General features: G+C 55.1%; 26 protein-coding genes. 6 read left to right on the top strand and 20 right to left on the bottom strand.

The window, feature by feature from the left end:
- Nucleotides 1-12 precede the first annotated feature (12 nt).
- Both EYC87_RS11110 and murA read right to left on the bottom strand, forming a co-directional pair.
- Nucleotides 13-591 carry an SOUL family heme-binding protein gene (locus EYC87_RS11110; protein ID WP_279252927.1) on the bottom strand — a complete coding sequence of 193 codons (579 nt, stop codon included), beginning with the start codon at nt 589-591 and terminating at the stop codon, nt 13-15.
- 68 nt (nt 592-659) lie between these two features.
- On the bottom strand, nt 660-1,919 hold the full coding sequence (gene murA, locus EYC87_RS11115) for a UDP-N-acetylglucosamine 1-carboxyvinyltransferase (RefSeq protein WP_279252928.1): 1,260 nt from the start codon (nt 1,917-1,919) through the stop codon (nt 660-662).
- Nucleotides 1,920-2,069: 150 nt separating this feature from the next.
- On the opposite strand from murA, the gene EYC87_RS11120 reads away from it, so the two are divergent.
- Nucleotides 2,070-3,809 carry a glycoside hydrolase family 3 protein gene (locus EYC87_RS11120; RefSeq protein ID WP_279252929.1) on the top strand — a complete coding sequence of 580 codons (1,740 nt, stop codon included), beginning with the start codon at nt 2,070-2,072 and terminating at the stop codon, nt 3,807-3,809.
- Between the two features lie 56 nt (nt 3,810-3,865).
- On the opposite strand, the gene EYC87_RS11125 is transcribed toward EYC87_RS11120, so the two are convergent.
- From EYC87_RS11125 to EYC87_RS11160, 8 genes are all read right to left on the bottom strand, one after another.
- Nucleotides 3,866-4,471, bottom strand: coding sequence for a DUF4136 domain-containing protein (locus EYC87_RS11125; protein ID WP_279252930.1), 606 nt, complete (start codon nt 4,469-4,471; stop codon nt 3,866-3,868).
- Nucleotides 4,472-4,531: 60 nt separating this feature from the next.
- Complete coding sequence (locus EYC87_RS11130; protein WP_279252931.1) at nt 4,532-5,563, bottom strand: DUF3080 family protein; 1,032 nt, start codon at nt 5,561-5,563, stop codon at nt 4,532-4,534.
- A gap of 67 nt (nt 5,564-5,630) precedes the next feature.
- The gene (locus EYC87_RS11135; RefSeq protein WP_279252932.1) at nt 5,631-6,815 is read right to left on the bottom strand and encodes a hypothetical protein; all 1,185 of its coding nucleotides are present in this window, start codon (nt 6,813-6,815) and stop codon (nt 5,631-5,633) included.
- 53 nt (nt 6,816-6,868) lie between these two features.
- Entirely contained in the window at nt 6,869-7,588 is a 720-nt protein-coding gene (locus EYC87_RS11140; RefSeq protein WP_279252933.1) for an ABC transporter ATP-binding protein, read from the bottom strand.
- Nucleotides 7,589-7,601: 13 nt separating this feature from the next.
- Entirely contained in the window at nt 7,602-8,843 is a 1,242-nt protein-coding gene (locus EYC87_RS11145; RefSeq protein ID WP_279252934.1) for an ABC transporter permease, read from the bottom strand.
- A complete protein-coding gene (locus tag EYC87_RS11150; RefSeq protein WP_279252935.1) occupies nt 8,844-10,070 on the bottom strand; it encodes an ABC transporter permease in 1,227 nt (408 codons plus the stop codon).
- Nucleotides 10,067-10,813, bottom strand: a complete 747-nt coding sequence (locus tag EYC87_RS11155) for an outer membrane lipoprotein-sorting protein (RefSeq protein WP_279252936.1) — start codon at nt 10,811-10,813, stop codon at nt 10,067-10,069. The genes EYC87_RS11150 and EYC87_RS11155 overlap by 4 nt, the downstream gene beginning before the upstream one ends.
- A 16-nt stretch (nt 10,814-10,829) precedes the next feature.
- Nucleotides 10,830-11,450, bottom strand: a complete 621-nt coding sequence (locus tag EYC87_RS11160) for a glutathione S-transferase family protein (RefSeq protein ID WP_279252937.1) — start codon at nt 11,448-11,450, stop codon at nt 10,830-10,832.
- 134 nt (nt 11,451-11,584) lie between these two features.
- Here EYC87_RS11160 and EYC87_RS11165 point away from each other — a divergent pair, with 134 nt between their 5' ends.
- Nucleotides 11,585-12,040 (top strand): c-type cytochrome, encoded by a 456-nt coding sequence (locus EYC87_RS11165; protein WP_279252938.1) that lies wholly within the window; start codon nt 11,585-11,587, stop codon nt 12,038-12,040.
- Nucleotides 12,041-12,160: 120 nt separating this feature from the next.
- On the opposite strand, the gene rep is transcribed toward EYC87_RS11165, so the two are convergent.
- From rep to EYC87_RS11190, 5 genes are all read right to left on the bottom strand, one after another.
- A complete protein-coding gene (gene rep / locus EYC87_RS11170; protein ID WP_279252939.1) occupies nt 12,161-14,158 on the bottom strand; it encodes a DNA helicase Rep in 1,998 nt (665 codons plus the stop codon).
- A 172-nt stretch (nt 14,159-14,330) separates the two neighbouring features.
- Entirely contained in the window at nt 14,331-15,821 is a 1,491-nt protein-coding gene (locus EYC87_RS11175) for a carboxypeptidase M32 (RefSeq protein ID WP_279252940.1), read from the bottom strand.
- A gap of 93 nt (nt 15,822-15,914) precedes the next feature.
- Nucleotides 15,915-17,168 (bottom strand): cytochrome P450, encoded by a 1,254-nt coding sequence (locus EYC87_RS11180; protein WP_279252941.1) that lies wholly within the window; start codon nt 17,166-17,168, stop codon nt 15,915-15,917.
- A 133-nt stretch (nt 17,169-17,301) separates the two neighbouring features.
- Nucleotides 17,302-18,789 carry a YifB family Mg chelatase-like AAA ATPase gene (locus EYC87_RS11185; protein WP_279252942.1) on the bottom strand — a complete coding sequence of 496 codons (1,488 nt, stop codon included), beginning with the start codon at nt 18,787-18,789 and terminating at the stop codon, nt 17,302-17,304.
- A 39-nt stretch (nt 18,790-18,828) separates the two neighbouring features.
- Complete coding sequence (locus EYC87_RS11190) at nt 18,829-19,092, bottom strand: accessory factor UbiK family protein (RefSeq protein ID WP_007230543.1); 264 nt, start codon at nt 19,090-19,092, stop codon at nt 18,829-18,831.
- 371 nt (nt 19,093-19,463) lie between these two features.
- Here EYC87_RS11190 and EYC87_RS11195 point away from each other — a divergent pair, with 371 nt between their 5' ends.
- From EYC87_RS11195 to EYC87_RS11210, 4 genes are all read left to right on the top strand, one after another.
- Nucleotides 19,464-20,183 carry a TorF family putative porin gene (locus EYC87_RS11195; RefSeq protein ID WP_279252943.1) on the top strand — a complete coding sequence of 240 codons (720 nt, stop codon included), beginning with the start codon at nt 19,464-19,466 and terminating at the stop codon, nt 20,181-20,183.
- Nucleotides 20,184-20,247: 64 nt separating this feature from the next.
- Complete coding sequence (gene glnK, locus EYC87_RS11200; RefSeq protein WP_007230504.1) at nt 20,248-20,586, top strand: P-II family nitrogen regulator; 339 nt, start codon at nt 20,248-20,250, stop codon at nt 20,584-20,586.
- A 31-nt stretch (nt 20,587-20,617) separates the two neighbouring features.
- Nucleotides 20,618-21,850, top strand: coding sequence for an ammonium transporter (locus EYC87_RS11205; protein WP_279252944.1), 1,233 nt, complete (start codon nt 20,618-20,620; stop codon nt 21,848-21,850).
- Between the two features lie 203 nt (nt 21,851-22,053).
- Nucleotides 22,054-22,392 (top strand): P-II family nitrogen regulator, encoded by a 339-nt coding sequence (locus tag EYC87_RS11210; RefSeq protein ID WP_040542510.1) that lies wholly within the window; start codon nt 22,054-22,056, stop codon nt 22,390-22,392.
- On the opposite strand, the gene EYC87_RS11215 is transcribed toward EYC87_RS11210, so the two are convergent.
- From EYC87_RS11215 to lysA, 5 genes are read right to left on the bottom strand one after another with little or no spacing between them, the layout of a single operon-like run.
- Nucleotides 22,393-23,100, bottom strand: a complete 708-nt coding sequence (locus tag EYC87_RS11215) for an HAD family hydrolase (protein WP_279252945.1) — start codon at nt 23,098-23,100, stop codon at nt 22,393-22,395.
- 3 nt (nt 23,101-23,103) lie between these two features.
- Nucleotides 23,104-24,018 carry a tyrosine recombinase XerC gene (xerC, locus tag EYC87_RS11220; protein WP_279252946.1) on the bottom strand — a complete coding sequence of 305 codons (915 nt, stop codon included), beginning with the start codon at nt 24,016-24,018 and terminating at the stop codon, nt 23,104-23,106.
- A gap of 6 nt (nt 24,019-24,024) precedes the next feature.
- Nucleotides 24,025-24,711, bottom strand: coding sequence for a DUF484 family protein (locus EYC87_RS11225; protein WP_279252947.1), 687 nt, complete (start codon nt 24,709-24,711; stop codon nt 24,025-24,027).
- A 44-nt stretch (nt 24,712-24,755) separates the two neighbouring features.
- Entirely contained in the window at nt 24,756-25,586 is an 831-nt protein-coding gene (dapF, locus tag EYC87_RS11230; RefSeq protein ID WP_279252948.1) for a diaminopimelate epimerase, read from the bottom strand.
- A gap of 3 nt (nt 25,587-25,589) precedes the next feature.
- A complete protein-coding gene (gene lysA / locus EYC87_RS11235) occupies nt 25,590-26,840 on the bottom strand; it encodes a diaminopimelate decarboxylase (RefSeq protein ID WP_279252949.1) in 1,251 nt (416 codons plus the stop codon).
- Between the last annotated feature and the right edge of the window lie 6 nt (nt 26,841-26,846).

Genomic DNA, 26,846 nt, shown 5'->3' on the forward strand with positions numbered 1-26,846 from the left:
CCAAGTGCTGACTCAGGCGCCCGCGTCCTGGACCTGCACTTCAACCATGATCTCGTTGCGCCGCAGAAACGGGGGAGTCCAGGGCGGGTTGTACTGATTCAAGGAAGGCGTGCCAACGGCTTCAATACCATGTTGCTTAAGTGTGGCGATCAACTGCTGCGTGTTGCGCTTCACCTTGCCGTCTGTCGCCCACCCGGAAAAGCGTATGGCGGCCATTGTGCGGCCGGGAACCGTCTGGATTTGCACGCTGTCGTCGGCAGGTTCAGGAAGGTCTTCTAACTCGTACTCACTGGGCAGAGTGAATGCCATCAGGGGCTGGTTCGCCTCTAGTGATTCTTCTACCGGCGCGGTCATGGCGATCTTCTCGCCAGTCTCGTTGCCACCAAAAATGAATCCCGCCAGGCGTTGAAAGCCGGCTGAAGTTTGGCCTGAGTGGTCGAGCTGCGTTACCGCCTGAATGCTCGGGGCGTATTCGCGTAACTCGACCGTTTCGACCGTGTCCACCAGAGTCCAGGAGGGTTCTTCAATATCAGATGCCATGGCTGTGTTGCCCAGGGTGAGTGCTAACAGAGTCGTATAAAAGCGCTTCATATCCAGATTCTCCTGGAGTGTGTTGAATGCTTTAAGATACGGGCTCCCAGGCTGTTCGGATTACCTGGTTACTCGGCTGCGACCCGCTCGATATCAGCCCCCAGACTAGCCAGTTTGTTTTCCAGGTGTTCATAGCCCCGGTCAAGATGGTAGATACGGCTGACCTCGGTTTCACCCTCGGCCACCAGTCCGGCCAGGACCAGGGAAGCGCTGGCGCGTAAATCGGTAGCCATCACCGGAGCAGCTCCAAGGCCCCCGCTGTTGCCGCGGACCACGGCGACCTGACTCATGGGGGTGATGTCTGCTCCCAGACGAACCAATTCCTGCACATGCATGAATCGGTTTTCAAATATTTGTTCGGTGATAACCGAGGTGCCGCTAGCCTGAGTCATCAATGCCATGAATTGGGCTTGCAGATCGGTGGGAAAACCGGGGTGAGGTGCGGTAGCAATGTCGACAGCCTGCCAGCTTTTGGTCGCCTGTACCGTCAATGAGCTGTCGTCAGTATCAATCCGAAAACCAGCATCACGCATTTTTTCAACGAGAGATTGTAGGTGCCCCGGTACGCAATTATCCACGGTGACTTTGCCACCGGTAATTGCACCGGCAATCAGCAGGGTTCCCGCCTCAATGCGATCTGGCACAATCCGATGCGACGCAGGCGAAAGTTCATCAACACCTTCTATCGAAATCACGCTGGTGCCAGCGCCCTCAATTTTCGCGCCCATGGCTATCAGGTAATTTGCAAGGTCTACCACTTCGGGCTCTTTGGCTGCATTTTCGATAATCGTGATGCCGCGAGCCAGACTCGCAGCCATCAAGGCGTTTTCGGTACCACCCACGGTCACTTTTTCAAACAGAATACGGTCGCCGACCAATCGCTGGGCCCGGGCGATCACATAGCCGCCCTCGCTGGTGATATCTGCTCCCAGTCGACGCATGGTTTCAATGTGTAGGTCTATGGGGCGTGAGCCGATGGCACAGCCACCGGGAAGACTCACTTTGGCCTCACCATATCGCGCAAGTAGCGGACCCAGGCAGAGAATACCTGCGCGCATCTTCCGCACCATTTCGTAATCGGCCACGTGGGCCGCGGGTGAACTGACGTCGACCACCAGGGTGTCGTCCTCACGACCGCTGCTGGCACCGAGAGATTTCAGCAGCGATTGGGTGGACTCGATGTCTTTCAGATAGGGGACGTTAGTAAAACGGTGTTGACCATCTGCCAACAATGAGGCGAACAGAATGGGCAAGGCGGCGTTTTTTGAGCCGCTGGTGCTGACGGTACCATTGAGGCGATGACCGCCGCGAACGATGATTGAATCCAAGTGCTGCTCCGATAGTACTGCCAGCTCGCGGCCGGTGTTGGGCGTAAAGGTAAACGGGCGCTAGGGTAGCAGTAACTCCTCTTGAGAGAAACTGCCATCACCGTCCCTCCAATGGTTCCCCTGTGGCCCGTCAGGAGTTATCTTGGCATATTGGACCCTCCAGACACGGAAATTATCCCCAAGCCTATGACTAACGCCAAGGACCTGACACTTGAGCAGTGCATCGGCCTTAAATTGATGCTGGACATTCGCGCCTTCGATAGTGGGAATGGCCCTGTGCCGGTGCAGCAGTTGCCGCCTCAGCTGAAGCACGGTTTAGTTGAAATAAGCCCCTGTGGGGTGATTTTGTTTCGCGAAAACCTGGCATCGATAGCGCAATGCCAGCAGCTCACCGCCGAGATTCGTGAATGTCTGCCCGCCAACACTCTGATTGCAATAGATCAGGAGGGAGGGCGTGTCACTCGCCTGCCACGACAAGTATCCACCAGCTTTAGTGGCAATATGGCCTTGGCCGCCTGTCCGGCGGGAGAAAATGAGCTGCTGGCGCGAGAAGTTGGAGCGGCCCAGGCTGCGGAGCTGAAAGCGCTGGGAATTAACATCAACTTTGTTCCGTCGCTGGACGTGAACAGCGACCCAGCTAACCCGGTGATCGGCGTTCGTTCGTTCGGCGATGATCCTGCCGCGGTTGCTTCCCTTGGGAGCGAGTTGCTCAGCGGTTTACAGGAGGGAGGCGTGGCCGGGGCACTCAAGCACTTCCCCGGGCACGGCGACACCAGCCAGGATAGCCACATTGACTTGCCCTGCGTCGGTCGAAGTCGTGATGAGGCGTTTGCAGTTGATCTGGCGCCGTTTTCCCGGGTGATTGCGCAGGCGAATCCCGCCATGGTGATGACGGCACATATCCAGTATCCAGCCCTGGATGACTCCTGTATCGCGGGCACTGATGTCGCGGTGCCGGCAACGCTTTCCCGAGCGATGATGATTGGCCTGTTGCGTGAACAGATGGACTTTGACGGGGTCATTATTACGGATGCCCTGGATATGAAAGCTATCAGTGCCAGAATGACGCCAACTGAAGCGGTTTTGCGCTGTTTTGCTGCCGGAGTAGACATCGCCCTGATGCCGCTGTTAATTCGCTCCAGCGCGAGCTTCAACCAGTTACAGCAGCTTGTCTCGACTGCCGTCGAGGCCATTCACAGCGGCGAGCTGGATGAAAGAGAGGTACGGGCCTCCGTCACCCGTATTCTTGCCCTGCAACAAAAATTTGCGCCGCAGCAGCCAGGTTCAGAGGCGATCAATAACGCAGTGATTGCCTGCCCACAGCATCTGGCATTAGAAAAACGTATAGCTGAGGCGAGTCTGACGCTAGTGAGCGGCCAGCTCACACCTCTGGGGAAAACTGCAAGGATTCACCTGTTGATGCCTGGCGAAGAGGCCGCGCTAGCCCTGCGCTCCGCGCTGCTGCAGGTGAACGCCTCTTTAACAGTCAGCTGGCAAAGCCTGGAAAATTTTAACGCAGCGCAGGAGCGGGACTGGCTGGCAAATGCAGAAGCCTATCTGGTGGGCGTCAGTGAGCCAGCAATCAGCGCGGTGGCCCTGGGTGGCGCTGAAGACCTGACTGATCTCCCCGATCACAGTCCTGCATCGGTGCAAAAAGCGCTCTTGCTGCAGGCGCCTGCGATGCAAAGAGTGGTGATTATGCTGAATTCACCTTATCGAGCCCCGGAGTATGAGCCGCTGACCGACGCCGTACTGGCCAGTTATGACGGTGCTCCCGCTGGTGTGGCAGGTGCTCCTGGGCCCGCTTACATGGCATTGGCAAAAGTGCTCTGTGGTCAGCTAGAGGCAGAGGGCAAATTGCCCGTTACGCTCTCTACCAAGCTCGCTTGAAGTTCTTGCAGACACAAAAAACCCGGCCTTGGCCGGGTTTGGACACACGTGGTCGTCTAGAAAGGAGGAAATCCGCCTAACACCCGCGCCGCTGCTTCATTAATTTCGCTGGGATCATCCTCGTCCCTTTTACCCTTGAGCTTCGATTGGGTAACACTGCGCCAAACGCTTTTTTTCAAGGCGGGGTCGATCATATCGATGATAAAAGTGCCCTCGGTATAATCGCTCACCCGCACTTCCGTGTTGGAACAGTTCCAGCAGTTGTACATGCTGTAGCGATTATAACCACCGTAGCGGCCATAGCTGGCACCGTAGGAAGGTGTTTCGTAAGTTCGCACGTCGGTTTTGTGCTGGGTGCCAAGGTGCCAGCTTAGTAACAGGTCCGCTTGCGCTGGGTCATTTACTACATCCAGTCCCTTGTTGCGCAGGGCATTGGCCAGAGCGTTATCGATGCGTTCTTTTTGAAAATCGCTCAGTTGCAGCGGGTTGTCACCGGTAACCTGTCCTGAGTTTTTGTAGAAACCAATCTTCTGTACTCCTGAAAAGTCGAAGTCCTCTTTGTAGTCTACTACTGGCTTGGGAGTGCTGGCACAAGCAGCGAGCAGCAGCAACGAGCATACAAGTCCCAGGGAGGTTGAGATTCGCTTTGGTGTCAGTGTCATTGGTTTCTCCGGTATGTTAGTTGAGCGCTAGTGTATCCACTTTTCAGGCTGGTGACAGCATCAAGAATCCATTCGGCAATTGGCGAGCGTTTGCTGTAATCGCGAAACGTGTTGTTTCGGTTTGCCTGCCAGTACTTTTAGCGCTGAGTTCCGACTTTCGCTCCAAACCAGGTAATTTGCCGGTAGTTTGGTCCTGAGTTGATGCTCCAGAGCGAACAGAGGCGGAAGCAACTGGTGGTAGCGCCGTCCCAGCATCGCTGCCCTGGGCTGAATGCCATCGATAAAATACTTTCGCACTACGTTAGGCAGAATTTCTGCCGATTGGGGCCGCCTGGTTGCTGTGCACAATGGGCCGCGTTGCTCGAGTTTGGCGTTGGCGGAATCCAGCCATTGTCCCTGATGCAACAGGGCGCGCCATAACTGCCCGCCGTCGCCACCAGCAACTTCGCTCAATTGCAGCTCGAAGCTCTGGTTGTCAGCGCGGTAGTTTCCGGCCAGCCAGCGGGCGCTAGCCTGGTTGATGTGCTCCAGCGCAGTAATGACTGCGCTGGATGTGTTTGCGGGGTATTCCTTGGACACTGGTGCCGGGCGCCAGAATGCTTGAAATTCTTCACTGGCCAGCGTTGCGTTGAAAATGAGTGATGGGAGGAGTTCAAGCTTTTGGCGCCTCGCTTGATCGAGTTTTTTGGCCAGTTCAAGTTCGCCAGCGGCCGTCAGGTAGTCGATGCATGCGGGTGCCAGGTGCAGGAATTCCAATGCCAGCAGCAATTTTTGGGAATCCCGGGCCAATCGCCCCAGGCTGCTGTTACTTTTGCCGATAGTGACCTGTAGCTCACAGCCTCGCAAGTCCATGAAATCAAGTGTGTTCAGCGTGTCTGCAGGAATTTTCAGACGCAGTTTGCCGGGACGCGGGGGGCGGGCAACCGACGCATGCGGCACCCTGGTCTGGCTGCCAAGGTCTAACGTCCGTCCCAGTCGTTCGAGGTAGACCTGAAATGCGGTGTCAGCATTTTCCTCGGCACAGTCGACGAGCAGTAGCACGGTGATCAAAAACGCGGCAGTTGCGGTGAAGTGTTTAAGCTTAGTTTCCATTCGACTGTTATACAGTGGCGGGGCGCAAATAGGCTCACCATATTCGTTCGGTGACGATGAGCTCCGGCTAAAAATAGAACGCTATCTGGGCAAACAGGGATGGCCCAGTGCTGAACTGCAGCCCATCGATGGGTGTGTCCAGCCCACCGAACTCGGTGCCTTTGCCGCCAAAGGGCAGATTTCCCGCAAGCAGTATCTGCCAGTTCTGGGCCAGGTCGTAATTGCCAACCAGTTGCACCAACCCGGAGCTATCGCCCAGGTTGAAGAACATGTTGGGCGTGAACATAAACAGAGGCGTCATTTCAATGTTCAGGCCCCCAGCCAAATAGTGACGGCCCAGAGTGAAAAGTTCTCCCCGCTGCAGCCTTTTGGTCAGGTCTGGGTGCTGTTCCAGCTGCTGATACTGGGATTCGTTGACTCCCATACCATTGAAAAAGTATTCCAGTACACCACTGATATTTTTGTCGAATCCGACCCACGAATAGCTCAGGTTGATCACGGCACTGGCGTAGGTATCAAGCTCGGTATGGGTTAGCAAAGCATCACCGCGCACTATGGCCCCGCCCAGGTTGTTGAGGCCTCCAACGCTTACGATGTCGTCGTCGTAGTGGCGCGCTGCCAACAGGTCCAGTTCTCCTTCGCCGATGAACGCATGATACTTCAAGGTTTGGGTGTTGACTTCATTGCCGGTGTTGCCGTTTTTATCCCGCCTCCAGACAGCGACGAACTCGAAATCATTGCCACTGTCATGCAGGTACTGTCCGTAGAGCATGTCGTCGCCACTCTTGTATTCTTTATCGACGGCAGCCGGGTCAAAGGGGTTGAAGAAATCCACCGGATTGTAAATCAGGCCATTACCCCAGCTGATCGCCTGGCGACCGACTCTTAGGACAGCCTGGTCGCCGGTGTAGCCTGCGTGGAGTCGGTCCAGCCGGTGCACCAGTACATAGTCATCGTGATCTGAGATGGTGCGGGTTAAATCCATCAGGCGATGGTCGTCATTGAGGTCAGCACTGGGAATCAGGAAACTGCCCTGCAGTGCGCGGCTCAAATCAAGGGTATCGCCGCTGCGGCCAACGAGCTGGTAATCAGCTTTCCAGTTCAGACGGTCCTGGTCGCCACCTACCAATAGCCGCAGGTCGCCGTTGATGTCGTGGGTCGGTGTTCCCACTAGTTCACGCAGCAAACTGTCATCCGGATAGCTGGCCACTTGATACTGGCCTTTGGCATGGCCGCTGTTAAATTGCAGCAATTCAGCTTTGGCTCCACAGGTAAGTAGTAGCAGTATGAATAGCGAGCTGCGCATCAGCTGGGTTGGGGCTGAAGTTCCCCGGACTTGCCGGTTCGCTCCTCATCGCTGATGATTTTGCCATCTTCCATGCGTATCAGGCGAGGGCAATAGGCCATGACCCGGGTATCGTGAGTGGCAATCACAAACGTGATGCCGCGCTCCAGGTTGAGCGCAACGAACAATTCCATCAATTGAGTCGCGCTGGTGGAGTCCAGGTTTGCGGTGGGTTCGTCTGCGAGCACCAGGGTCGGGCCACTGACGATAGCTCGGGCCACCGCCACCCGCTGCTGCTGGCCGCCTGAGAGCTGAGATGGAAGGCGATCTTCGTGATCGGCGAGGCCAACCTCTTCCAGCATCGCTATTGCCTTGTCGCGACGTTGCGCCGTGGGAACTCCCTGTATTTGCATGACAAATTCAATATTTTCTCTCGCGGTCAGCACCGGAATCAGGTTATAGGCCTGAAACACGAAACCAATGCTGTGCAGGCGCATATCTGCGAGGTCACTTTTGCCCAGCAGGTCAACGTGTTTGTCTCCCACCTGAATCTCGCCGCTGTCTGGTTTGTCCAAACCACCCATGGCGTTGAGCAGAGTAGTTTTGCCTGAGCCGGAAGGGCCGGACAGGCAGACAAATGAACCTTCTTCGATATCAATAGAAACATCATTCAGGCCGCAAATGATCTGGTCACCCTGGGTGAACGTTTTGTTGAGCTGACTGCAGCGAATAGCCGTCATAATCGTTTCCGTATCAGGTTCTGGCCAAGGCCTGGATGGGGTTGTAGCGAGACGCTCGCCAAGCGGGAAGCAGGCTGGCGAGCAGGCCCAGAACCAGCACTACCACGGTAGATAGCACCATGTCAGATAGACGCAGAGAGGGGTACAGCGTTGACCCCATTCCAGCCATTTCCAGACCTTTTGCCAAGGCTGAGATATCGATGCCATCTTCCAGTGGCAAAATCGTTGCGACCGCCAGCAAGTTGCCCAGTAACAGGCCCAGGCCAAGCAGAATGATGCTCTCTAATAAAATCTGGTACATGATCCACCCGGGACGCATGCCCAGGGCCATCATCAGGCCGATTTCTCTGACCCGCTCAAATACCGCCATTACCAGTGTGTTAACCAAGCCGAACGACAAGGTCAGGAAAATGACCACCGTAATAATGACATTAAAGCTGGTCTGCATTTTCATCATGCTTTCCAAGTAGCCGTCTAGCTCCATCCAGGGCACTGTTTCAAGCTCTGGGTCCGTGGCTTGCTGGATTTGAGGCCACCAGCTGGCAACCTGGCGAAAATCGTCCCCCGTAATGGCGATTTCAGAGACCTGGTTGTCGACATTGAGCATTTTTTGCAGGGTTTCCAGTCCCCCATATACATTTAATTCCTCGGTGGCCTGCAGCCTGGCCTGGTAAATGCCTACAACCCGTATGCCCCGATCCGCGACATTATTGTCTGGGTCCTGGGACATGATCACTACGCGCTTGCCTAATCGAGTTTCGAGTCGCTCGGCCAATTTGCGGCCAATGACCAGGCCTTTATCATCGGGCCCCTCGAGGAAACGTCCCTCTACAATATCGGTTGGGTCAAAGCCAAGACTGACTTCCTGTGCCGGGTCAACCCCAAGGAGTTGTATGCCACGATTGGCTCGCTCACTGGAAATCATGGCGGGTACTTTAATGCGCGCAGCCCAGCCTGTTACCGGTGGGCTGTTGAGCCGCTCCAGTAAGGCCCCTTGCGGGGCGTCGATACTGTTGGCAATACTGGGATCGTCGCGATAGTCGGGGTGATGAATCTGGACTTCGCCAGGCAGCGTTCGCAGGCCACCACGCACCATTTCGTCGACCATGCCCGCCATCAGTGAACTGAACAAGATCATTGCCCAGACTCCGATCACAATAGCGATGAGCATGATCAGGGTGCGCCGATGGTTGCGCCATAGGTTGCGCCAGGCGAGGGTGAACAAAACACCTGCAGCAGGTTGATAGTCGGCCATTTACACTGCCCTCATGGCCGCAACAGGCTGCAGGGTATGCAGGCGCAGTGCGGGGTATATTGCAGCCAGCATGCCTCCCACAAATACAATAAGAGGGCCACCAAACAGGCTTATTATGGAGAGTTGTGGATAGAGCCTGCCTTCAATGTTATAGCGCTCCAAGGCCTCTTTCATGGCGTCCAGGGAAATTCCGGTGTGTGCCAGATAAGCGGTTAATAGACCACCGGCCACGCAACCGAGCAGTAAACCCAGCGAAGACATAATTGCGGTCTCGAGCAATACCAGTCTTCCCAGCTGGCCCGGACGCACGCCCAGAGCTGTCATTACCCCAAACTCGCGAGTGCGTTCCAGTACTGACATTAACTGGGTGTTAAGGACGCTAAAGGCGACCAGTACAATCAGCACGGCATACGTCAAGAAGGAGCTGAACATGTCTGCCTGAATGGCTTGACCCAGGCCAGGCTGCAGTTGGTTCCAGTCCAGTACGGTCAATGACGAATCACCCAGTTGGCTTTGTATCTGTTTTTTCAGTGGTGCGACCTTATCAAGGTCATCCACCTTAACCACGATACTGTGCACGTCATCCTCCATCGCAAAAATGGACTGAAAGTAGTTGAGAGGTATTTCGGCGATCGCGCGATCAACATCGGTTATTCCGGAATTGATAATCCCGACGACTGTCGCAATACCGGCGGCAAAGGAGTCGTCGCGTCCAGATCCAAGAAATGTGATTTCATCGCCCACCCCGATTTTCAGGTTTCGAGCCAGCACCGTTCCAATGACAATTTCTGCTGCGTCGCTGCTTTGCAGGTATCGGCCTTGGTCAATGAGTCCTGGAAGCGTGGACACTGCAGATTCGAATTGCGGCTGCACGCCCAATATCTGAATGCCAAAAGAGCGGTCTTCGCTGGAAGCCAGGGCGAAGGCGCTGCCGCGGGCTGCAATTGCAAGGTTGCCAGTGGAATCTCTCAGTGCCTTGGCAACCGCGATACCGTCAGGCACGGTGTAGCGCATTTTCGATTCTTCGTTATATCGCTGTTCCTGTACTTGCAGGTGGCCGGTGAGAAAGCCCAGAGTTCCATCAATCATCATGGCGTAACTACCGAGCTGGCTGGAGATCAGGAATACCAGCAGGGCGTTGCAGAAAACCATGGCGCCAACAGTCAACCATGTGCGCCTGCCATGGCGCCACAGGTTGCGCCAGGCAAGGCGCAGGGTCACGCTCACTGGCGAGGGTTTCTCAGGTTGGACAGGGTGAACAGATTGATGGGTAGTTCAATGTCGAATTTGCTGCTGTCCACGCGCATTTCAGTCCACTCATCAGGTTTTTCCTCCTCCTGCATACGCATCACGGTAGCTACCATGCGCCCGTCCAATTCGCGTACTTCATGGGTGCGGAAGGTCTTCACCAAGACACCGTCCTGGTCCCAGAACTGTTGTTCCATAAGCACGTAGTCATCTCGAATGGACCAGACTTCTTTGCCCCAGACTACCGCTGCATCTTCATTGGGAATGGATTGTATGACCCAGGTCTGGTGTCCCTGGCCCTCGCGGGTTTCCAGTAATGTATGTGTATATTGATCGATAATGTCGGTCGATTTACTGATGTCCTTGTTCGACAAGTCTGAACCCATCCAGCTTTGGCTCATCATCGAAGAGGGGACCTTGATTACCCGATTGATTTTCGGGGCATAGCTCCACATGTTGTCGTCCATCACCAGGGAGCCATTGCCAGCGTCCCTGGCGGGCGCGGTCACCCTGACCAGGGAGAGCTTGTCGCCTTCTGTCCATGCTTCCATGGACATACTGCGTTCCCAGTCGGGGCGATGTATGACCATAGTCATCTCGCCATAGGAAGTAACACCCCGCCAATGGTCCATTGCCTTGCGAATCAGGTCAACCGGGTCCGGGCTTGCGGCCATAGAGCTAGCAGACAGCAGAGCCAGCATTATGCCGATGATGTATTTCATGTAGTAACTCTCGTATTTAGCCCAATTCAGCGGTGGCTCGTGTGATGTACTCATGCAACCTGGTCAGCTCTTCGGGTGGTTTGCACTTAACCCAGCCAGAGAAGCCAACGGCAACCAATAGATCGATATCTGCGAAAGAGAACTTGTCGCCAGCGATAAACTGGCGCTTCGCCAATTCCCGGTTTAACTCTTTCCAGGCCCAATTGATGCGAATTTTCGCACGCTCCGCTAGCTCTGGTATTTGCTCCAAATCCAGCGGGCCAGGCAGCGCACGCCCCTTGAAACCTGGGCTGGTATTGCGCAAAGCATCGGCTATTGAAGAATAAAGCATGGAGTAAATTTTCGAATTCCAACTGGTGATCATAGCCTTTTCAAGGGGGGTGCTGCCCAGTAACGGAGTCTCCGGATAAAGTGCCTCCAGATAGGCAATAATGCCAATGACTTCACTCAGCACAGTGCCATCGTCTAACACCAGGGCAGGTACGGTCTGGTCGGGCACAATCGCCCTGTATTCGTCGCCCAGGTGCTCCCCGGCCGTCATATCGATTTGTTGAGTGTCGATGGTGATGCCTTTGTACTTCATATACAGGGCTACGCGCTGAGGACTGGGGGCTGCATCGTAGGTGTAGAGTTTCATCGGGTTGTTTTCCTTTTAACGGTAGGTTGCGGTCTCTGTTGGTCAATATTAGGGGTAATAGCCCATTGTGCCAATATGTTGCACATTTATTAGGGTAAAGGATGAGTTTTCTCATGCCGTCAATAGTGGCTATAATGCGCGCCGGACTTGTAGAGGACCTCAAAGTGATTATTCGATATGCACTTGGCTTGACAGCCATGCTCGTGGCGCTCGCAGCCACCGCCGTAGAACTGAACGATGACCAGCGCGCAGCGATGGAAGAGCGCTTAAAGCCAATTGGTGAAGTCTGCCTGCAGGGCGACACTCATTGTGGTGGCGCGGCGACGATGGCCAGCAGCGGTGCCCGTTCTGGCGAAGACGTGTATAACTCGGCCTGTTTGGCGTGCCACGCAACAGGCGCCGGCGGTGCTCCGCTTTACGCTGACGTGTCTGCGTGGGCTGACAGGATTGCCAAAGGGACTGAGGTCTTGTATGCCAGCGGCATTAACGGTGTTGCAGGTACTAGTATGATCGCCAAAGGCGGTTGCATGGACTGCTCTGATGAAGAGATAGAGGGCGCCGTAGACTATATGATCGCCGGCAGTCAGTAACATCGCCTGATCTCTAGAGGCAGCGCGTTCAATTGCCCAAACAGGTAACGTGCTAGTAATCGGAATGTCTGCCAGGGAAGGCGTTCGAGCCGTGATAATTTTCGGCGCTCATACTGCCCCCTAGGCAAATAGCCCTCTCAAGCCAGCCAAAGTTTCCTGCCCGCGCTCTTCGTTGGCTTGCTCGTCATCCGTGCCGCCCCCCTGCCAGGTGAGGTCATCCTGCGGTAGTTCGTCAATAAAGCGACTGGGCTCACAGTTGATGGTCTCGCCGAACTGGCGGCGCTTTGCAGCCATGGTCATCGCCAGTGTCTGTTGGGCGCGGGTAATGCCCACGTAAGCAAGTCGCCGTTCCTCTGCTATGTTGCCATCTTCGACGCTGGCGCGATGCGGCAGCAGGTTTTCTTCCATCCCGATAATGAATACGTGGGGGAATTCCAGTCCTTTTGAGGCATGCATCGTCATCAGTTGCACATTGTCGGGGCTGGAGTCTTCTTCTTCCTGTTGTTCCAGGAGGTCTCGCAGTACCAGCCGGGCAATGGCATCGTCCAGTTCAACGCCTTCCTCGGCCATTACCTTGTTGAGGCTGTCTATCAGGAAGTGAACATTACTCATGCGCCTTTCGGCCACCTGTTCGCTAGAACTGAGCTGGTTCAACCATTCCTCGTACTCCATGTCGCGGATCATCTGGCGAATCGCAGAGATGCCACCGCCGCCCTCGCATTGACGCCGAATTCGATCCATCCAAAGGCGAAATTCCCGCAAGCGTCCGAGGCCGGCCTCCGGGAGGGTGCCACTGCCGACCCGGCCAATAGCCTGACTCAGGCTGCAGTGTTGTTCGTTGGCGAAACTGCCCAATGACTCGAGGGTAGAAGCGCCCAGTTTGCGGCGCGGCACATTGGCAATGCGCAGAAATGCATTGTCATCGTTCTCGTTAATCAACAGGCGCAGATAGGCCATGATGTCCTTCACCTCGTTACGAGCAAAGAAGGAGGTACCGCCGGAAAGGTGATAGGGCACCTGTTGTTGTTGCAGGGCGAGCTCAATCAAACGTGATTGGTGGTTGCCACGATACAGAATGGCGTAGTCACCAAAGCGGGTACGCTTGCGCAGCTTGTGATCCAGGATTTCAGCTACCACCTGCTCAGCTTCGTGGTTTTCATCACTGCAACGAATGACCCGCAGCGGATCGCCATAACCAATTTCGCTCCACAGCTTTTTGTCGAAGACGTGATCGTTATTGGCGATTAGCGTATTTGCGGCCTTGAGAATGCGTGATGTAGATCGGTAGTTCTGCTCCAGCTTGACCAGCTTTAAGCCCGGGAAGTCGTCCTGGAGCTGCACCAGGTTTTCCGGACGAGCGCCTCGCCAGGCATAGATGGACTGATCGTCATCGCCTACTACGGTTAGCGCACCGCGCACACCGACGAGCTGCTTCACCAACAGGTACTGGCTTGAGTTGGTGTCCTGGTATTCATCGACCAACAGGTAGTGAATGGTATTCTGCCATTTTTCCAGAGTGTCCGGGTTTTGCTCAAACAGGACCGTGGGTAACAGAATAAGATCATCGAAATCCAGGGCGTTGTAAGCTTTCAGCGCACGCTGGTAACGGCGGTAGGCTTGAGCGCATAATATTTCCGCCGGACTCTTTGCGTGAGCCACGGCCTGCTCTGGCAATACACGATCATTTTTCCAGTTGGAAATCTGGTTTTGTATGGTGCTTGCCTGATCGCCGTCTGAGCCGTGCTCTTGGATCAGTAAGTCCTTGATCAGGGTTTGGGTGTCCTGACCATCAAAAATCGAAAAGCCGCCTTTTAGCCCTAACAGTTTACGCTCAGTTCGAATGATCTTGAGACCCAGCTGATGAAATGTGCTTACCGTCAGGCCCTCAGTAGAATGAGTGCCTAGTAGTTTGCCAACACGCTCTTTCATTTCCCGAGCAGCCTTGTTGGTGAAGGTCACCGCGGCAATGCGGCTGGCACGTATTCCGCAGGTCTCCACCAGGTAGGCGATTTTACGGGTGATCACACTGGTCTTGCCGGAGCCAGCTCCAGCGAGCACCAACATGGGGCCATCAATGTAGCGCACTGCCTCGCGCTGGCGGGGATTTAATTGGGACACAGAACTCTGGAACCGGAAGGTATCACTGAAGCGTCAGTCTATCAGAGCGCTCGGAAATAACCGAGCCTCAGGGGGCAAGCTCATCGATATATCCACTTGCAGCAGCGCCAGGTTGCCGTCGCGCACACTGGCAAAAACGCGGGAGGCCACCCGCATCATGGGCGCGACTTGCCTAGCCCATGTAGCGTGCGTAGATTGCTTGTTTATAGGCTTCGGTTCCCAGCGGAGCGCCGGTGGCTTTTTCGATTAATTCATCCGGCGTATACAGGCAGCCCTGGCTGCGGATATTTTTATCCAGCCAGCCGTAAAGCGGCTTGAAGTCACCCTGTGCCAAGCCGGGCAGAATGCCAGGCTCCGCGGTTTTGGCGGTTGCGAATATTTGCGCCGCTGCCATCGCGCCCAGAGAGTAAGTGGGAAAGTAGCCGAGGATGCCCTCGGGCCAGTGTACGTCCTGCATGACACCATCCTTGTCATCGCTGGGGCGTATGCCCAGATATTGTTCCATCATGTCATTCCACGCTATGGGCAGTTCGGCGATGGGTATGTCGTCGGCAATAATCGCCTTTTCCAGTTTGTAGCGCATGATGACGTGCAGGGGGTAAGTGACTTCATCGGCGTATACTCGAATCAGGCCCGGTTCTACCTTGCGGTAAACGCGCAGCAGGTTATCGATATCCCAGGCTGGCCCCTCGCCTTTGAGAATCTTCTGGGCCACAGGTCCGATGAACCTGATGAATTCCTCAGACCGCGCCGCCTGCATTTCCAATAGCAGAGACTGACTTTCATGCAGTGTCATTCCCCGTGAATCCCCAACAGGCTGGCCGCGCCAATCGTGAGGGCGGCCATTTTCATAAAGTGCATGTCCGGTCTCATGAATAACGGCCATCAGGCTCTTGGTGAAATCATCCTCCTCGTAACGGGTAGTAATTCGCAGATCACCTTCGGCACCGCCACTGAAGGGATGAGCTGCTGTGTCCAGACGACCGTGATCGAATGGAAAGTCGAGGATTTGCATGACCTCCTTGCTGAGTTGGGCCTGGTGCGTCACCGGGAAGGGGCCTCGAGGCATTAGGATGTCAGGACCTGCTGATTGCTTCTCGAGTGCTTGTTGCACGAAATCGGGAAGAAAGGCTTCCAGGTCGGCAAAGATGGCGTCGACCTGGGGTTCTCTGCGGCCCGGGTCGTATTCGTCCAGGAGAGCTTCATAGGGACTTACCCCCATGGCTTCGGATTTGATCGTAGCGACCTCACGTTGCAATGAAAACAAAGCGTCCAGTTTTGGCGCGAGAGACTTGAAGTCGTTCTTCGGCCTTGCCTCTCGCCAGGCCATGGTGCTTTCCGATCTGGCCATTACTATTTTTTCAACCAGATCAGTAGGCGTGGCGTTCGCATGCAGATAGAGCTGGCGTATCTCTCGCAAATTTGCGCGTTGCCAGGGATTTAGCTGCTCTGCTTGCTCTTCAGCCTCCGCAAGCAGGTCTGGCAATTGCTCGCCAGTCTCCAGTTCGTGCACCATCAGGCTCATTTCTGCCAGCACTTCGGCTCTGGCGGGTGCGACACCGTCGGGCATCATGGTTTCCATGTCCCAATGCAGTATGCCCATCGCATTGCCGAGGGCTGCAACGCGTTTGCGGATGGCTTCCAGGGATTGATAAGCAGTCATAGCTCACTCCATTGACGCGCCCCGCGGGGCGGCGACGGTTCCTATTTAGTGAAGCGATGATACAGCGAAAATCGCCCGAATGGGCGGGTTGAGTCAGGCGGCGGTGGCGCCCGCGAGTTCAGGGTCAAACGTAATGTTCAATTCCTTCATGGCGTTGACGAAGAAGGAGCGCACGTATTTTGGCTCGCCCCTGAATTGTGGGTTGCGCAGCCTCGGGATGATTTCTTCGAACATCACATTCAGCTCCAGGCGTGCCAGGTGTGTACCGATACAAAAGTGCTGGCCAATGCCAAAAGAGCGCAGCTGATTGTATAGATCAGGCATGCGCTCAGCGCGGGTAACATCAAAGGCCATGGCGTCGTCGCCGAACACCTGCTCGTCGTGATTGGCAGTGTGGTAATGAAGAATCACTTTGTCGCCGCTTTTGATCAGCTGCCCACCGACATCCACATCTTCTGTGGCAGTGCGCCGCATTGAAATGAACGCTGTGTTGTAGCGCAGCATTTCCTCGACCGCATTGCTGATTTTGTCGGGGTTGTCGACCAGGTATTGCAGCTGCTCCGGATGTTCCATTAACAAGCGCATCCCCTGGGACATAACCGTGCGGGTAGACTCATTGCCGCCCACCAGGATGAGAATGAACATCCAGCCGAATATGTCCTCGGAAACGGGTTCGCCATTCAGCTCAGCGTCAAGCAAGGCGCTGGTAATGTTGTCCATAGGTTCTTCGTGGTGCTGCGCTGCCAATTGCATGGCGTAGCCAATAACTTCGATGGCAGCCAACTGACCTTCTTCCTCTGAGATGGACATATCCGGGTCATCGGCGAAAATCATGGTGTTGGTCCACTGGAAGAACTTCTTCCGATCCTTCAGGGGGACGCCCAGTAACTCAAGGATAGCGATGAGGGGCAGTTCAGCGGCGACCTCTTCTACAAACTCGCACTCGCCCTGGCTGGCTACTGCATCGACGATCTCCCTGGCATGCTTGCGAAATTCGGCCTCGTAAGAATCGACTCGCTTGGGCGTGAACGCATTGCGCACAATGCGGCGTACTTTCTGATGAAGGGGTGGATCCATGTTAATGATGGTGTTTTGCTGCATCTCCACGGTGAACTCATCCATTTCCATAGGGAAGGCAGAGCGGGCGGCGGAAGAGAATAACCCGGGGTTTTTCGAGACGAAGTCCATCTCTTTAATGCGAGTGACTGCCCAATAGGGAATTCCGGTGATTGGGTCTTCGATTTTAACCATCGGGCCCGCATCACGAATTTCCTTCAGGTCCTTATAGGGCATGCCATCCTTATAGGTATCGGGATCCAGCAAGTTGGAAAAAGGGCATTGGCTCATGATGGCCTCCCGGCAATTTGGTTGTGTGGATGGAGTGCAACTAACGCCTATTAGTTCATAGTTAATTCTGGCATAAGCCGGTTATTGGGTAAAGTCAGACCGGTATTCCCTGCTGCACTGCAGGGTTAGGGTTTTAGTGCCCGCGGTACCCCAGGGCTTCGCTCAACTGGGGCTCATAGACTCGCTGAAGGCCCTCCATATCAGCAATCGTGCGAGCCACGCGCAACGAGCGGTGTAATGCTCTACCCGACAGCAGCATTTGCTCTGCCGCCTGCTCCAGCATCTGTTTGGCGGATTTATTCAGCTCACATATATCCAGTAATCGGTCGTTACCAAGGCGAGCATTAATGCAGTGCTGACGCGAGTGCTGGGTCTCCCGACACTGATTTACCCTGGCGCGAATTGCGCTAGACGATTCGCCGCTACAGTCTTGCGCCAGCAATTGGCCGGGTGCAAGTCGGGGGACATGAGCGTGGAGATCTATGCGATCCAGCAGGGGTCCGGAAACTCGACCACGGTAGCGCTTAATCTGGTCGGGGGTGCACCGGCAGGGCCGCTCCGGATCACCGAGATAACCACAGGGGCAGGGGTTCATTGCAGCAATGAGTTGGAAACTGGCGGGGTAGCTGAGTTTGTGTCGTGCCCTGGAGATTGTCACCAGACCAGATTCCATTGGTTCTCTTAATACTTCAAGGCAGTGGCGGCTGAATTCAGGCAGTTCGTCGAGAAATAACACGCCTCCGTGGGCCAGGGAGGCCTCTCCGGGACGAGGGTCGCTGCCGCCGCCAATTAAGGCGGCGGCGCTGGCGCTGTGATGAGGACTGCGAAAAGGTCGTCTTAGCGCTGCATCCTTGGCTTCCTTGCCCTGAAAATCTCGCAGTGCCAGGGTAACCAGAGCCTCCTCGCGGGATGGGGGCGGCAATATGCCGGGGAGGCGGCTGGCCAACAAGGTCTTGCCGGTGCCCGGAGGCCCACTGAACAGCAGATTGTGGCCACCGCTGGCAGCGATCTCCAGTGCCCTGCGAGCTGACTCCTGGCCAACGACATCACTGAGGTCGGGATAGCTCATTTCTGCTCGCATAATGTGGCGATCAGGCTCAGGCAGAGTTGCAGAGCCGTTGATGTGGGCACACAGGGTAAGTAAATCGGGCGCGGCGAGGACTGAGGCGTCCGGAACCAGGCTGGCGTTGCGCTGGCAGGGAGTGGGTACTATCAATCCATTACCGCACGCACTGGCGGCCAGAGCGGCGCAAACTACGCCCGGAACGGATTGTAAACTACCGTCCAGGGCGAGCTCACCCAGATATTCGCAGGGCGTCGTTTGTTTGTCTTCTAACTGTCCCGAGGCCATTAAAATGCCCAGCGCAATGGGCAGGTCAAAACGGCCACCGTGTTTGGGTAAATCTGCGGGTGCCAGATTGATGGTAATACGGCGGTCTGGGAACTCGAAGTGGGAGTTGAGAATAGCGCTGCGCACCCGCTCCTTACTTTCGCGCACTGCGGTTTCAGGTAAGCCGACAATATTAAAGGCGGGCAGCCCATTGGAGAGATGGGTTTCCACGCGCACCGCTGGGGCGGAAAGACCGGACAGTGCCCGGCTGTGAACAACAGACAGTTCCATGGCTCGTCCTTGAGCACTGGGCCGGTGATCCGGCGTTTATCAGCCCTCGGAAGAGAGCGCCTCAAATTCCTTGGTCATGGCTTCCAGTTCGGCTTCCAGTGTGACCACTCTTTCGCGCGTGCGTTTGAGGATCTCTGATTGGGCGTCGAACTCCTCGCGGCTTACAACCTCCAGGCGGGAAAGTGCCGACTGAGCCAGGGCGCGCACGCTTTTATCTACTTCTCCTTTGAGGCCGGAATTACCCACCATTTCGTTAACCTGTTGCAGGACTTCCCAGGGAGGAGGGGGGGGTTTAATCGCCATTGCTATCGACCTTGTTGGGCAGGGTGGCATGAATGTTAGTCGATTTGGCGCTGGGAACCCAGATCAGATTCGGGCAAAAACCGTTGTTGACTCGTAAAAGGAGGAGACTTTCTGCCAGACGCTTCATTTTGGTGCGCCAAGTGGTGGCGCTGATCAATTTGGGTGCATTGAGCAGCCCGCCGGTAGTGCTTCAAGGGTGCTATTTAATGGCCATTTTCAGCCCAACACTCTGATTTTAATGAAAATATTTCTATTTGGCACAGCCGATGCAATACCCAGTGCAGAGCGTCACAGCGCACACAGTGTGCCCGTGAAGAGATGGCGCATTACACAGCTAACACCCAGTCAAACAAATCATGGAGATATGAAACATGTTGAAAAAAGTACTTCCCGCAGCAATTGCAGTCTCATTACTGTCTGGAGCTATGGCTACCACCGTGCAGGCTGGCGAAATTAGCGCCAACGTTTCACTGGTCAGTGACTATCGCTTCCGTGGTATCTCGCAGTCGAACGAAGATATCGCTATCCAGGGCGGTTTTGATTACGCCTTCGATAACGGTATTTATGTCGGTACCTGGGGCTCTTCGGTCGATTTCGATAGCACAGATGGTTTCAACGGTTCCCTGGAGCTGGACTACTATGCCGGCTGGGCCATGGAAGTGGGTGAAAACTCAGCCATCGATGTGGGCTACATGTATTACGACTATCCCGGAGACGATGGCGCCGAGGGCGACTATCAGGAAGTTTACGGCAGCTTTTCGTTTCACGATTTTACCATCGGCCTGAATTACTCCGATGACTACTACGGTGAAACCGATACCTTCTTCTATTACTACGCGAACTACAGCTTTTCCCTTGGCGAAAACTGGGGCCTGGACGTTCATGTCGGTTATAACGACCTGGAGGAAGATGGAGGTTTCTTGGGTACCAGTGAAGGTTCCTATACCGACTATTCCGTGGGCCTGACCTGGTCTGTTGTGGGTGTGGACCTTGGTGCTGCTTATGTGGGCACAACGCTTGATGAGGAAGATGTGTTCGGCACTGACTGGGGTGAAAACACCGTGGTTTTCTCAATATCCAAAAGCATGTAGTCGAAATTGAGCCGAACCGGGGGCGCCCAAGTTGGCGTCCCATATTAAATACCAGGAGACAAACATGAAATTAATCACGGCGGTAGTGAAGCCCTTCAAGCTGGACGATGTGCGCGAGGCATTGTCTGAAATCGGCGTTCAGGGCATCACTGTGACAGAAGTAAAGGGTTTTGGTCGCCAGAAAGGCCACACCGAGTTGTATCGAGGTGCTGAATATGTTGTCGACTTTCTGCCCAAGGTAAAGATCGATGTGGCGGTAGCCGACAGTGTCGTTGAGCAAACGATTGAAGCAATCACCAATGCTGCAAATACAGGGAAGATCGGTGACGGAAAAGTTTTTGTCTCGCCCCTGGAGCAAGTGATTCGGATTCGGACCGGTGAAACCGGCGAAGAAGCCATCTAATCCCTGAACTGAATAAGAGAGAGTTATTCTAATGGAAGACAATATTTTTCAACTGCAGTACGCGCTGGACACCTTTTACTTCCTGATATGCGGTGCGCTGGTCATGTGGATGGCTGCCGGATTCGCAATGCTGGAAGCAGGTTTGGTTCGCGCCAAGAACACGACCGAAATATTACTTAAAAATGTCGCGTTGTATGCGGTCTCCTGCACCATGTACATGATATGCGGTTATATGATTATGTACGGCGGCGACCTGTTCCTTTCCAACATCACCGGCGACGGTGTTGCAGGCGCTGAAGAGGCTGCCACTTACGCACCATCGGCAGACTTTTTCTTCCAAGTGGTATTCGTTGCAACGGCCATGTCCATCGTATCCGGTGCCGTGGCTGAGCGCATGAAGCTGTGGGCTTTCCTGGCATTTGCGGTGGTCATGACCGGTTTTATCTATCCGATGGAAGGTTCCTGGACCTGGGGCGGAAATGCGGTGTTTGGCATGTATACCCTTGGCGACCTCGGTTTCTCTGACTTCGCAGGTTCTGGCATTGTGCATATGGCTGGCGCCGCGGCAGCGCTTGCAGGTGTTATTTTGTTGGGTGCTCGCAAGGGCAAGTACGGCCCCCAGGGGCAGATCAACGCCATTCCCGGTGCGAACTTGCCACTGGCCACGCTCGGCACATTTATTCTGTGGATGGGCTGGTTCGGCTTTAACGGCGGCTCGGTGCTGGCAACGGCCAGCGTGGAGAGCGCTAACTCGGTGGCGGTCGTATTTATGAATACCAACGCGGCCGCAGCTGGTGGCCTGATCGCTGCTTTGCTGGTTGCCAAAATTATGTTTGGCAAGGCAGACCTTACCATGGCCCTCAACGGCGCCCTGGCTGGACTGGTCGCGATTACTGCTGAACCTTCCACTCCTACGGCGTTGCAATCGACTTTGTTCGGCGGCATAGGTGGGGCTTTGGTTGTGTTCTCTATCGTGACCCTCGATAAGCTGAAAATTGATGATCCGGTCGGTGCGATCTCTGTGCACGGTGTGGTTGGATTGCTGGGCCTGCTGCTGGTGCCGCTTACCAACGACGGCTCCTCCTTCAGCGGCCAGTTGATTGGTGCGGTAACTATCTTCGGCTGGGTATTTGTCACTAGCCTGATTGTCTGGGGCGTGCTCAAGGCAGTGATGGGCATTCGAGTCAGCGAAGAGGAAGAGTACGAGGGTGTGGACCTGGCGGAGTGTGGTATGGAAGCCTACCCTGAGTTTACGACCAAGTAAGCACTACTATCTTGCAGGCGCATGGTTAAATGCGCCTTACTTGGGGCCTTATGGCCCCTTTTTTATTTTTACAGGCTGCGCTGGTCGCAAAAGGGTACCAAGCTGCGCAGACGACGCACGGCAGCTATCGATGATCCTCATCAATTTACTCCCGGTGTAAATGTCCCTATGATGAGTCGCTTCCAGATAAGGAGACCTCACTAATGAAATTGGTCACAGCCGTTATTAAACCTTTTAAGTTGGACGACGTTCGAGCTTCGCTGTCGCAGATAGGCGTGCAGGGAATCACCGTGACTGAGGTCAAAGGCTTTGGTCGTCAGAAGGGCCACACGGAGTTGTACCGTGGTGCAGAGTATGTGGTCGATTTTCTACCCAAGGTGAAGTTGGAAATAGCTGTAGCTGATGGTGACGTGGAAAGCGCCATAGAGGCCATTGCTGCTACTGCCAACAGCGGAAAAATTGGTGACGGCAAGATTTTCGTGTCTGATCTTGAGCAGGTGATCCGCATTCGCACCGGCGAAACTGGCGAAGACGCAATTTAGCTATTGTCGTGAGGCGATGGCCGCTATGGCGTCAGGTAAGTCCAACAAGTTGTCGATCTCCTGATCAGCCCTGCCCCCCCCAGGCCATTGCTCGCCTTGTGAGTTCATCCACACCGTAAACATACCGACCTCCCGGGCACCTTGAATATCGTGCTCAGGATTGTCACCCACGTGAATAATTTCATCGGCTGCAACGTTCGCAGTGGCCATGGCTGCGTGGAACATATCGGGCGCCGGCTTGCTGGCACCGAATTCTTCCGCCAAAAAAGCGAAATCAAAGTACTCTCCCGCGTCCGTTTTATAAATGTCCGCATTGCCGTTGGTGAGGGCTCCCAGGCTGTATTGCTTTGCCAGTGTTTCCAGAACGCCGAGAGCCTCCTCGTAAAGCTCTACCCGGTGCCGCTCTGCGAGGAATTCAGCGAACGCCCGCTTCGCCCCTTCATGCGCTTTTTCTTCTTCGTAACCGGCGGCCATTTGCAGCTCCAGTAGCATCTGGTGACGCATGGCGCTGACGTTGTGGACAAAATGCGGGAAACGCTTCCATACTGATTTTTTGAATTCCCAAAGGGCCTGATGATCGTATTGCTCTATGGTGCCGGGGCGGTGCTCTAGCAGCCAGACACGCTGCGCATCTTCCGCGCGCAATAAAGCCGGTTCCACATCCCACAGGGTGTTGTCCAGATCGAAGGTAATTACTTTTATCGTCACACGCTAGTCTCGCTTTCGTCGCTTGGCCCGGGGATGGGCCGCGTCATACACCTTGGCTAGATGCTGGAAATCAAGGTGGGTATAAATCTGGGTAGTGGAAATATTAGCGTGCCCCAGCAGTTCCTGCACTGCGCGCAAATCTCCGGAGGACTCCAGCATATGACTGGCAAACGAATGCCTCAACATGTGGGGGTGAACATCCTGGCGCATTCCCGCCTTGCGGCCCTGCAGCTTCAGTCGCGCCTGAATATTGCGCACGCTGATCCGCTGTCCTCGGTTGCTGGTAAAAAGGGCGACGCTGGCGTCTTCATCGGCTGCAATATCGGGGCGCGCGGTCAGCCATTTATCAATCGCCTTCAGGGCAGCACTTCCCACAGGCACTGTGCGCGTCTTATTGCCCTTGCCGGTTACGGTGAGCAGTCGGGAGCCGCGATCTATATCATTTATGTTGACTGAATTGAGTTCGGCCAGGCGCAGGCCTGAGGAGTAAAATAATTCCGCCATGGCGTGGTCGCGCAGGGCGGTGGGACTATCGTCCTCGAACATCAGGTAGCGATCTACCTGATCAGCATCCAGTGTTTTGGGCAGTTTTCGGGGTTTGCGCGGTGCCTGAACCGCGGCGGCGGGGTTGCGTGGGTGACCATTGATGCGGCTGAGATAGTTGAAGAAAGAGCGTGCAGCAGACAGGCTGCGCTGAATACTGCTGCCGGCCAGCCCCCGGCGATGTAACTGGCTCACCCATGCGCGAATATCTGCTTCGTCCAGTTCCGCGGCTGTTTGTTTTTTGATCTGTTCACCGTAGCGCTGCAGGGAAGCCAGATCCCGTTGGTAGTTTTCCAGGGTATGAGGTGACAACTGACGCACGTCTCTCAGGTAGTCAATAAACTCCTTACAGGCGTCTGTTAGCGCGCTCTTCACATCAGCTTACTTTAGGTGCGGCAACAAGCGGACGATGACGTCGGCGATATGGGTGAGGAACAAGGTACCCATGCTGCTGCTGTAGCGGTTGGCGTCAGCGCTACCCACGGCGATCAGTCCCAGTTCTTCGCCGTTGGCCAGAGGCATCAGCGCAGCGGAGCCTACTTCACCTGCATCGGGAAACAGGTAGGCCAACTCTTCCTTGCGCAATACTCCGCAAACCGGCTTGCGGCCTTTTAACAGTGCGCCGATCTCTATTTTTGCGGCCTCTGAGGTTTCGACACGGCACTTACCGTCAGAAGACGGCTCGCCAAACAGGATAAGACTGGCATAATCGACCTTGAAGTCTTTCTCCATGGCATCCATAAAGGCGCTGTAAACGCTGTCCAGGTTACTGGCATCCAGCAGGGCAAGCACCAGTTTGCGAGTTTGTTCGTAGAGTTTGTCGTTGTCGCGCGCGTTGGTTGTAAGCGCGTTGAGGCGGTGACGCATGTCGATATTGCGCTCGCGCAGCACGCTCACCTGCTTTTCTACCAGTGAAACCGCGCTGCCAGAGGCGTGAGAGATATGCAGGTGGTCGAGCATATCCGGGTTGCGCTGCAAGAAGTCGCCATTGAGCTTCAGGTATTCCCTGACCTGCTCATCGCTAAGTTCTGTTGCCGGTGCAATAGCCTGCGCCTGTTCGTTAGACATGGTGTCGCTCCCCTGGTCTTTCAGAGGTCACCACACATGGCACCTCAGATTCTTATTGTCCCCTCGAACACCGAAGCGGTGGGGCCGGTCATAATCACAGGTTGGCCGGGGCCCGCCCATGATATGGATAGCTTACCGCCCGAAAGATTAACTGTCACGGTATCGCGCAGCCATCCGCGAGATAAACCGTAAACCACCGCCGCACAGGCGCCGGTTCCGCAGGCCAGGGTTTCGCCTACGCCGCGCTCGAACACTCGCAGCTTGATCTCGGTCTCGCTGACAATTTGCATAAAGCCAGCGTTGGTTCGCTGCGGGAAACGTGGGTGATGTTCAATTAATGGGCCAAGGTGCTCGATGTCTATGCTATCCACGTCGTCTACTCGGCAGACCGAGTGGGGGTTACCCATCGATACTGCGCCTATTTCAAGCACGTTTTCTTCGACCTGTAATGGATAGCTCGTCGCCTCTTCAGGCGCATCGAAAGGAATTTTTTGCGGTTCCAGTACCGGCGCGCCCATGTCGACTTCTACCTGGTTGTTGTCGCGCAATCGCAGTTGGATCACGCCGCAGGCTGTTTCCACGGAAATGATCCGCTTGCTGGTCAGTTTGTTATCGCGCACGAAACGGGCAAAGCAGCGAGCGCCGTTGCCACATTGCTCAACTTCACCACCATCGGCATTGAAGATTCGATAACGGAAGTCTATATCCGGTCTTCCAGGAGGTTCTACTATTAGCACCTGGTCGCAGCCTACGCCAAAGCGTCTATCCGCCAACTTGCGTATCTCGCGGGGCCTTAGCTTGCAGCGCTGGCTAATCAGGTCGACAACGATAAAATCGTTGCCCGCGCCGTGCATTTTGGTGAACTTCAGCAGCATGGTTTAATCCGGCAGGCGGTGTTCACCGTGAATAATGTCAGCAATGGATTCTCGCTCTCGCACCAGGTGAACCTTTTCTCCATCTACCATGACTTCGGCAGCACGGGGTCGGCTGTTGTAGTTGGAACTCATCGTAAACCCATAGGCACCCGCACCAAAAAGTGCCAGTAAATCGCCCTGTTGCAGGCTTAGCTGTCTCTGCTTGCCGAGAAAGTCGCCGGTTTCACAGACCGGACCCACGACATCCCAGCTAGCACTTTGGCCGACATTGCTTTCGCGAGTGTTGCGAATATCCAGCCAGGCCTGGTACAGCGCAGGGCGAATCATATCGTTCATGGCGGCATCAACAAGGGCGAAATTGTGTTCAGGTGTAGTCTTTAGGTATTCCACCGTGGTGAGCAGTAAGCCTGCATTGGCGGCGATAGACCGCCCTGGCTCGAAAACCAGCTGAAGAGGGCGATCACCCAGTTCTTCGCGCACTGCTGCAACGTACTGCGCGATAGAGGGAGGCTTTTCATCCTTGTAGCAAACACCCAGCCCACCGCCCAGGTCGAGGTGACGCAATACAATGCCTTGCTCTGCCAGCTCGTCAATCAGAGCCAGCAAGCGTTTCAGTGCATCAATGAAGGGGCTGATCTGGGTCAACTGTGAGCCGATATGGCAGTCGACCCCGACTACCTCAATATTGGGGAGCTTCGCCGCTCGCTGATACACCAGTAAAGCCTCTTCCATCGTAACCCCGAACTTGTTTTCCCGCAGTCCGGTGGAAATGTAGGGATGGGTCTGGGCGTCGACGTCCGGGTTTACGCGCACCGAAACGCGGGCAGTTTTGCCTGCATGTGCGGCAACTCCTGCTAGCACTTCCAGTTCTGCGGCGGATTCAAGGTTAAAACAGGCAATATCCAGCTCCAGCGCCTGTGCCATTTCGTCGGGCTTTTTGCCAACCCCGGAAAACACCACTTTGCTGGGGTCTCCACCTGCGGCGATTACGCGATGAAGCTCGCCTGCCGAAACAATGTCGAAGCCCGCGCCAAGCCGGGCAAGGGTATCCAGCACCGCCAGGTTGGAGTTGGCTTTTACCGCGTAGCACACCAGGTGCTCGCAACCGGCCAGTGCATCCTGATATTGGCGAAAGGCGCCTTCCAGTCCCGCGCGCGAATAGATGTAGCAGGGCGTGCCGAAGCGGTCAGCAATGTCGCTGACTGATGTGTCCTCGGCGAACAGTTCACCGTCGCGGAAAGGGAAGTTTTCCATGATTTA

This window comes from Candidatus Seongchinamella marina (assembly GCF_026262685.1).
Classification (GTDB): Bacteria; Pseudomonadota; Gammaproteobacteria; order Pseudomonadales; family Halieaceae; genus Halioglobus; species Halioglobus marinus.

Excerpts from the sequence above, each read along its gene's own strand:
- EYC87_RS11110 (WP_279252927.1), bottom strand. The coding sequence starts at position 591 with ATGAAGCGCTTTTATACGACTCTGTTAGCACTCACCCTGGGCAACACA.
- EYC87_RS11125 (WP_279252930.1), bottom strand. The coding sequence starts at position 4,471 with ATGACACTGACACCAAAGCGAATCTCAACCTCCCTGGGACTTGTATGC.
- EYC87_RS11130 (WP_279252931.1), bottom strand. The coding sequence starts at position 5,563 with ATGGAAACTAAGCTTAAACACTTCACCGCAACTGCCGCGTTTTTGATC.
- EYC87_RS11140 (WP_279252933.1), bottom strand. The coding sequence starts at position 7,588 with ATGACGGCTATTCGCTGCAGTCAGCTCAACAAAACGTTCACCCAGGGT.
- EYC87_RS11145 (WP_279252934.1), bottom strand. The coding sequence starts at position 8,843 with ATGGCCGACTATCAACCTGCTGCAGGTGTTTTGTTCACCCTCGCCTGG.
- EYC87_RS11155 (WP_279252936.1), bottom strand. The coding sequence starts at position 10,813 with ATGAAATACATCATCGGCATAATGCTGGCTCTGCTGTCTGCTAGCTCT.
- EYC87_RS11160 (WP_279252937.1), bottom strand. The coding sequence starts at position 11,450 with ATGAAACTCTACACCTACGATGCAGCCCCCAGTCCTCAGCGCGTAGCC.
- EYC87_RS11165 (WP_279252938.1), top strand. The coding sequence starts at position 11,585 with ATGCGCGCCGGACTTGTAGAGGACCTCAAAGTGATTATTCGATATGCA.
- EYC87_RS11175 (WP_279252940.1), bottom strand. The coding sequence starts at position 15,821 with ATGACTGCTTATCAATCCCTGGAAGCCATCCGCAAACGCGTTGCAGCC.
- EYC87_RS11180 (WP_279252941.1), bottom strand. The coding sequence starts at position 17,168 with ATGAGCCAATGCCCTTTTTCCAACTTGCTGGATCCCGATACCTATAAG.
- EYC87_RS11185 (WP_279252942.1), bottom strand. The coding sequence starts at position 18,789 with ATGGAACTGTCTGTTGTTCACAGCCGGGCACTGTCCGGTCTTTCCGCC.
- EYC87_RS11190 (WP_007230543.1), bottom strand. The coding sequence starts at position 19,092 with ATGGCGATTAAACCCCCCCCTCCTCCCTGGGAAGTCCTGCAACAGGTT.
- EYC87_RS11195 (WP_279252943.1), top strand. The coding sequence starts at position 19,464 with ATGTTGAAAAAAGTACTTCCCGCAGCAATTGCAGTCTCATTACTGTCT.
- glnK (WP_007230504.1), top strand. The coding sequence starts at position 20,248 with ATGAAATTAATCACGGCGGTAGTGAAGCCCTTCAAGCTGGACGATGTG.
- EYC87_RS11205 (WP_279252944.1), top strand. The coding sequence starts at position 20,618 with ATGGAAGACAATATTTTTCAACTGCAGTACGCGCTGGACACCTTTTAC.
- EYC87_RS11210 (WP_040542510.1), top strand. The coding sequence starts at position 22,054 with ATGAAATTGGTCACAGCCGTTATTAAACCTTTTAAGTTGGACGACGTT.
- EYC87_RS11225 (WP_279252947.1), bottom strand. The coding sequence starts at position 24,711 with ATGTCTAACGAACAGGCGCAGGCTATTGCACCGGCAACAGAACTTAGC.
- dapF (WP_279252948.1), bottom strand. The coding sequence starts at position 25,586 with ATGCTGCTGAAGTTCACCAAAATGCACGGCGCGGGCAACGATTTTATC.
- lysA (WP_279252949.1), bottom strand. The coding sequence starts at position 26,840 with ATGGAAAACTTCCCTTTCCGCGACGGTGAACTGTTCGCCGAGGACACA.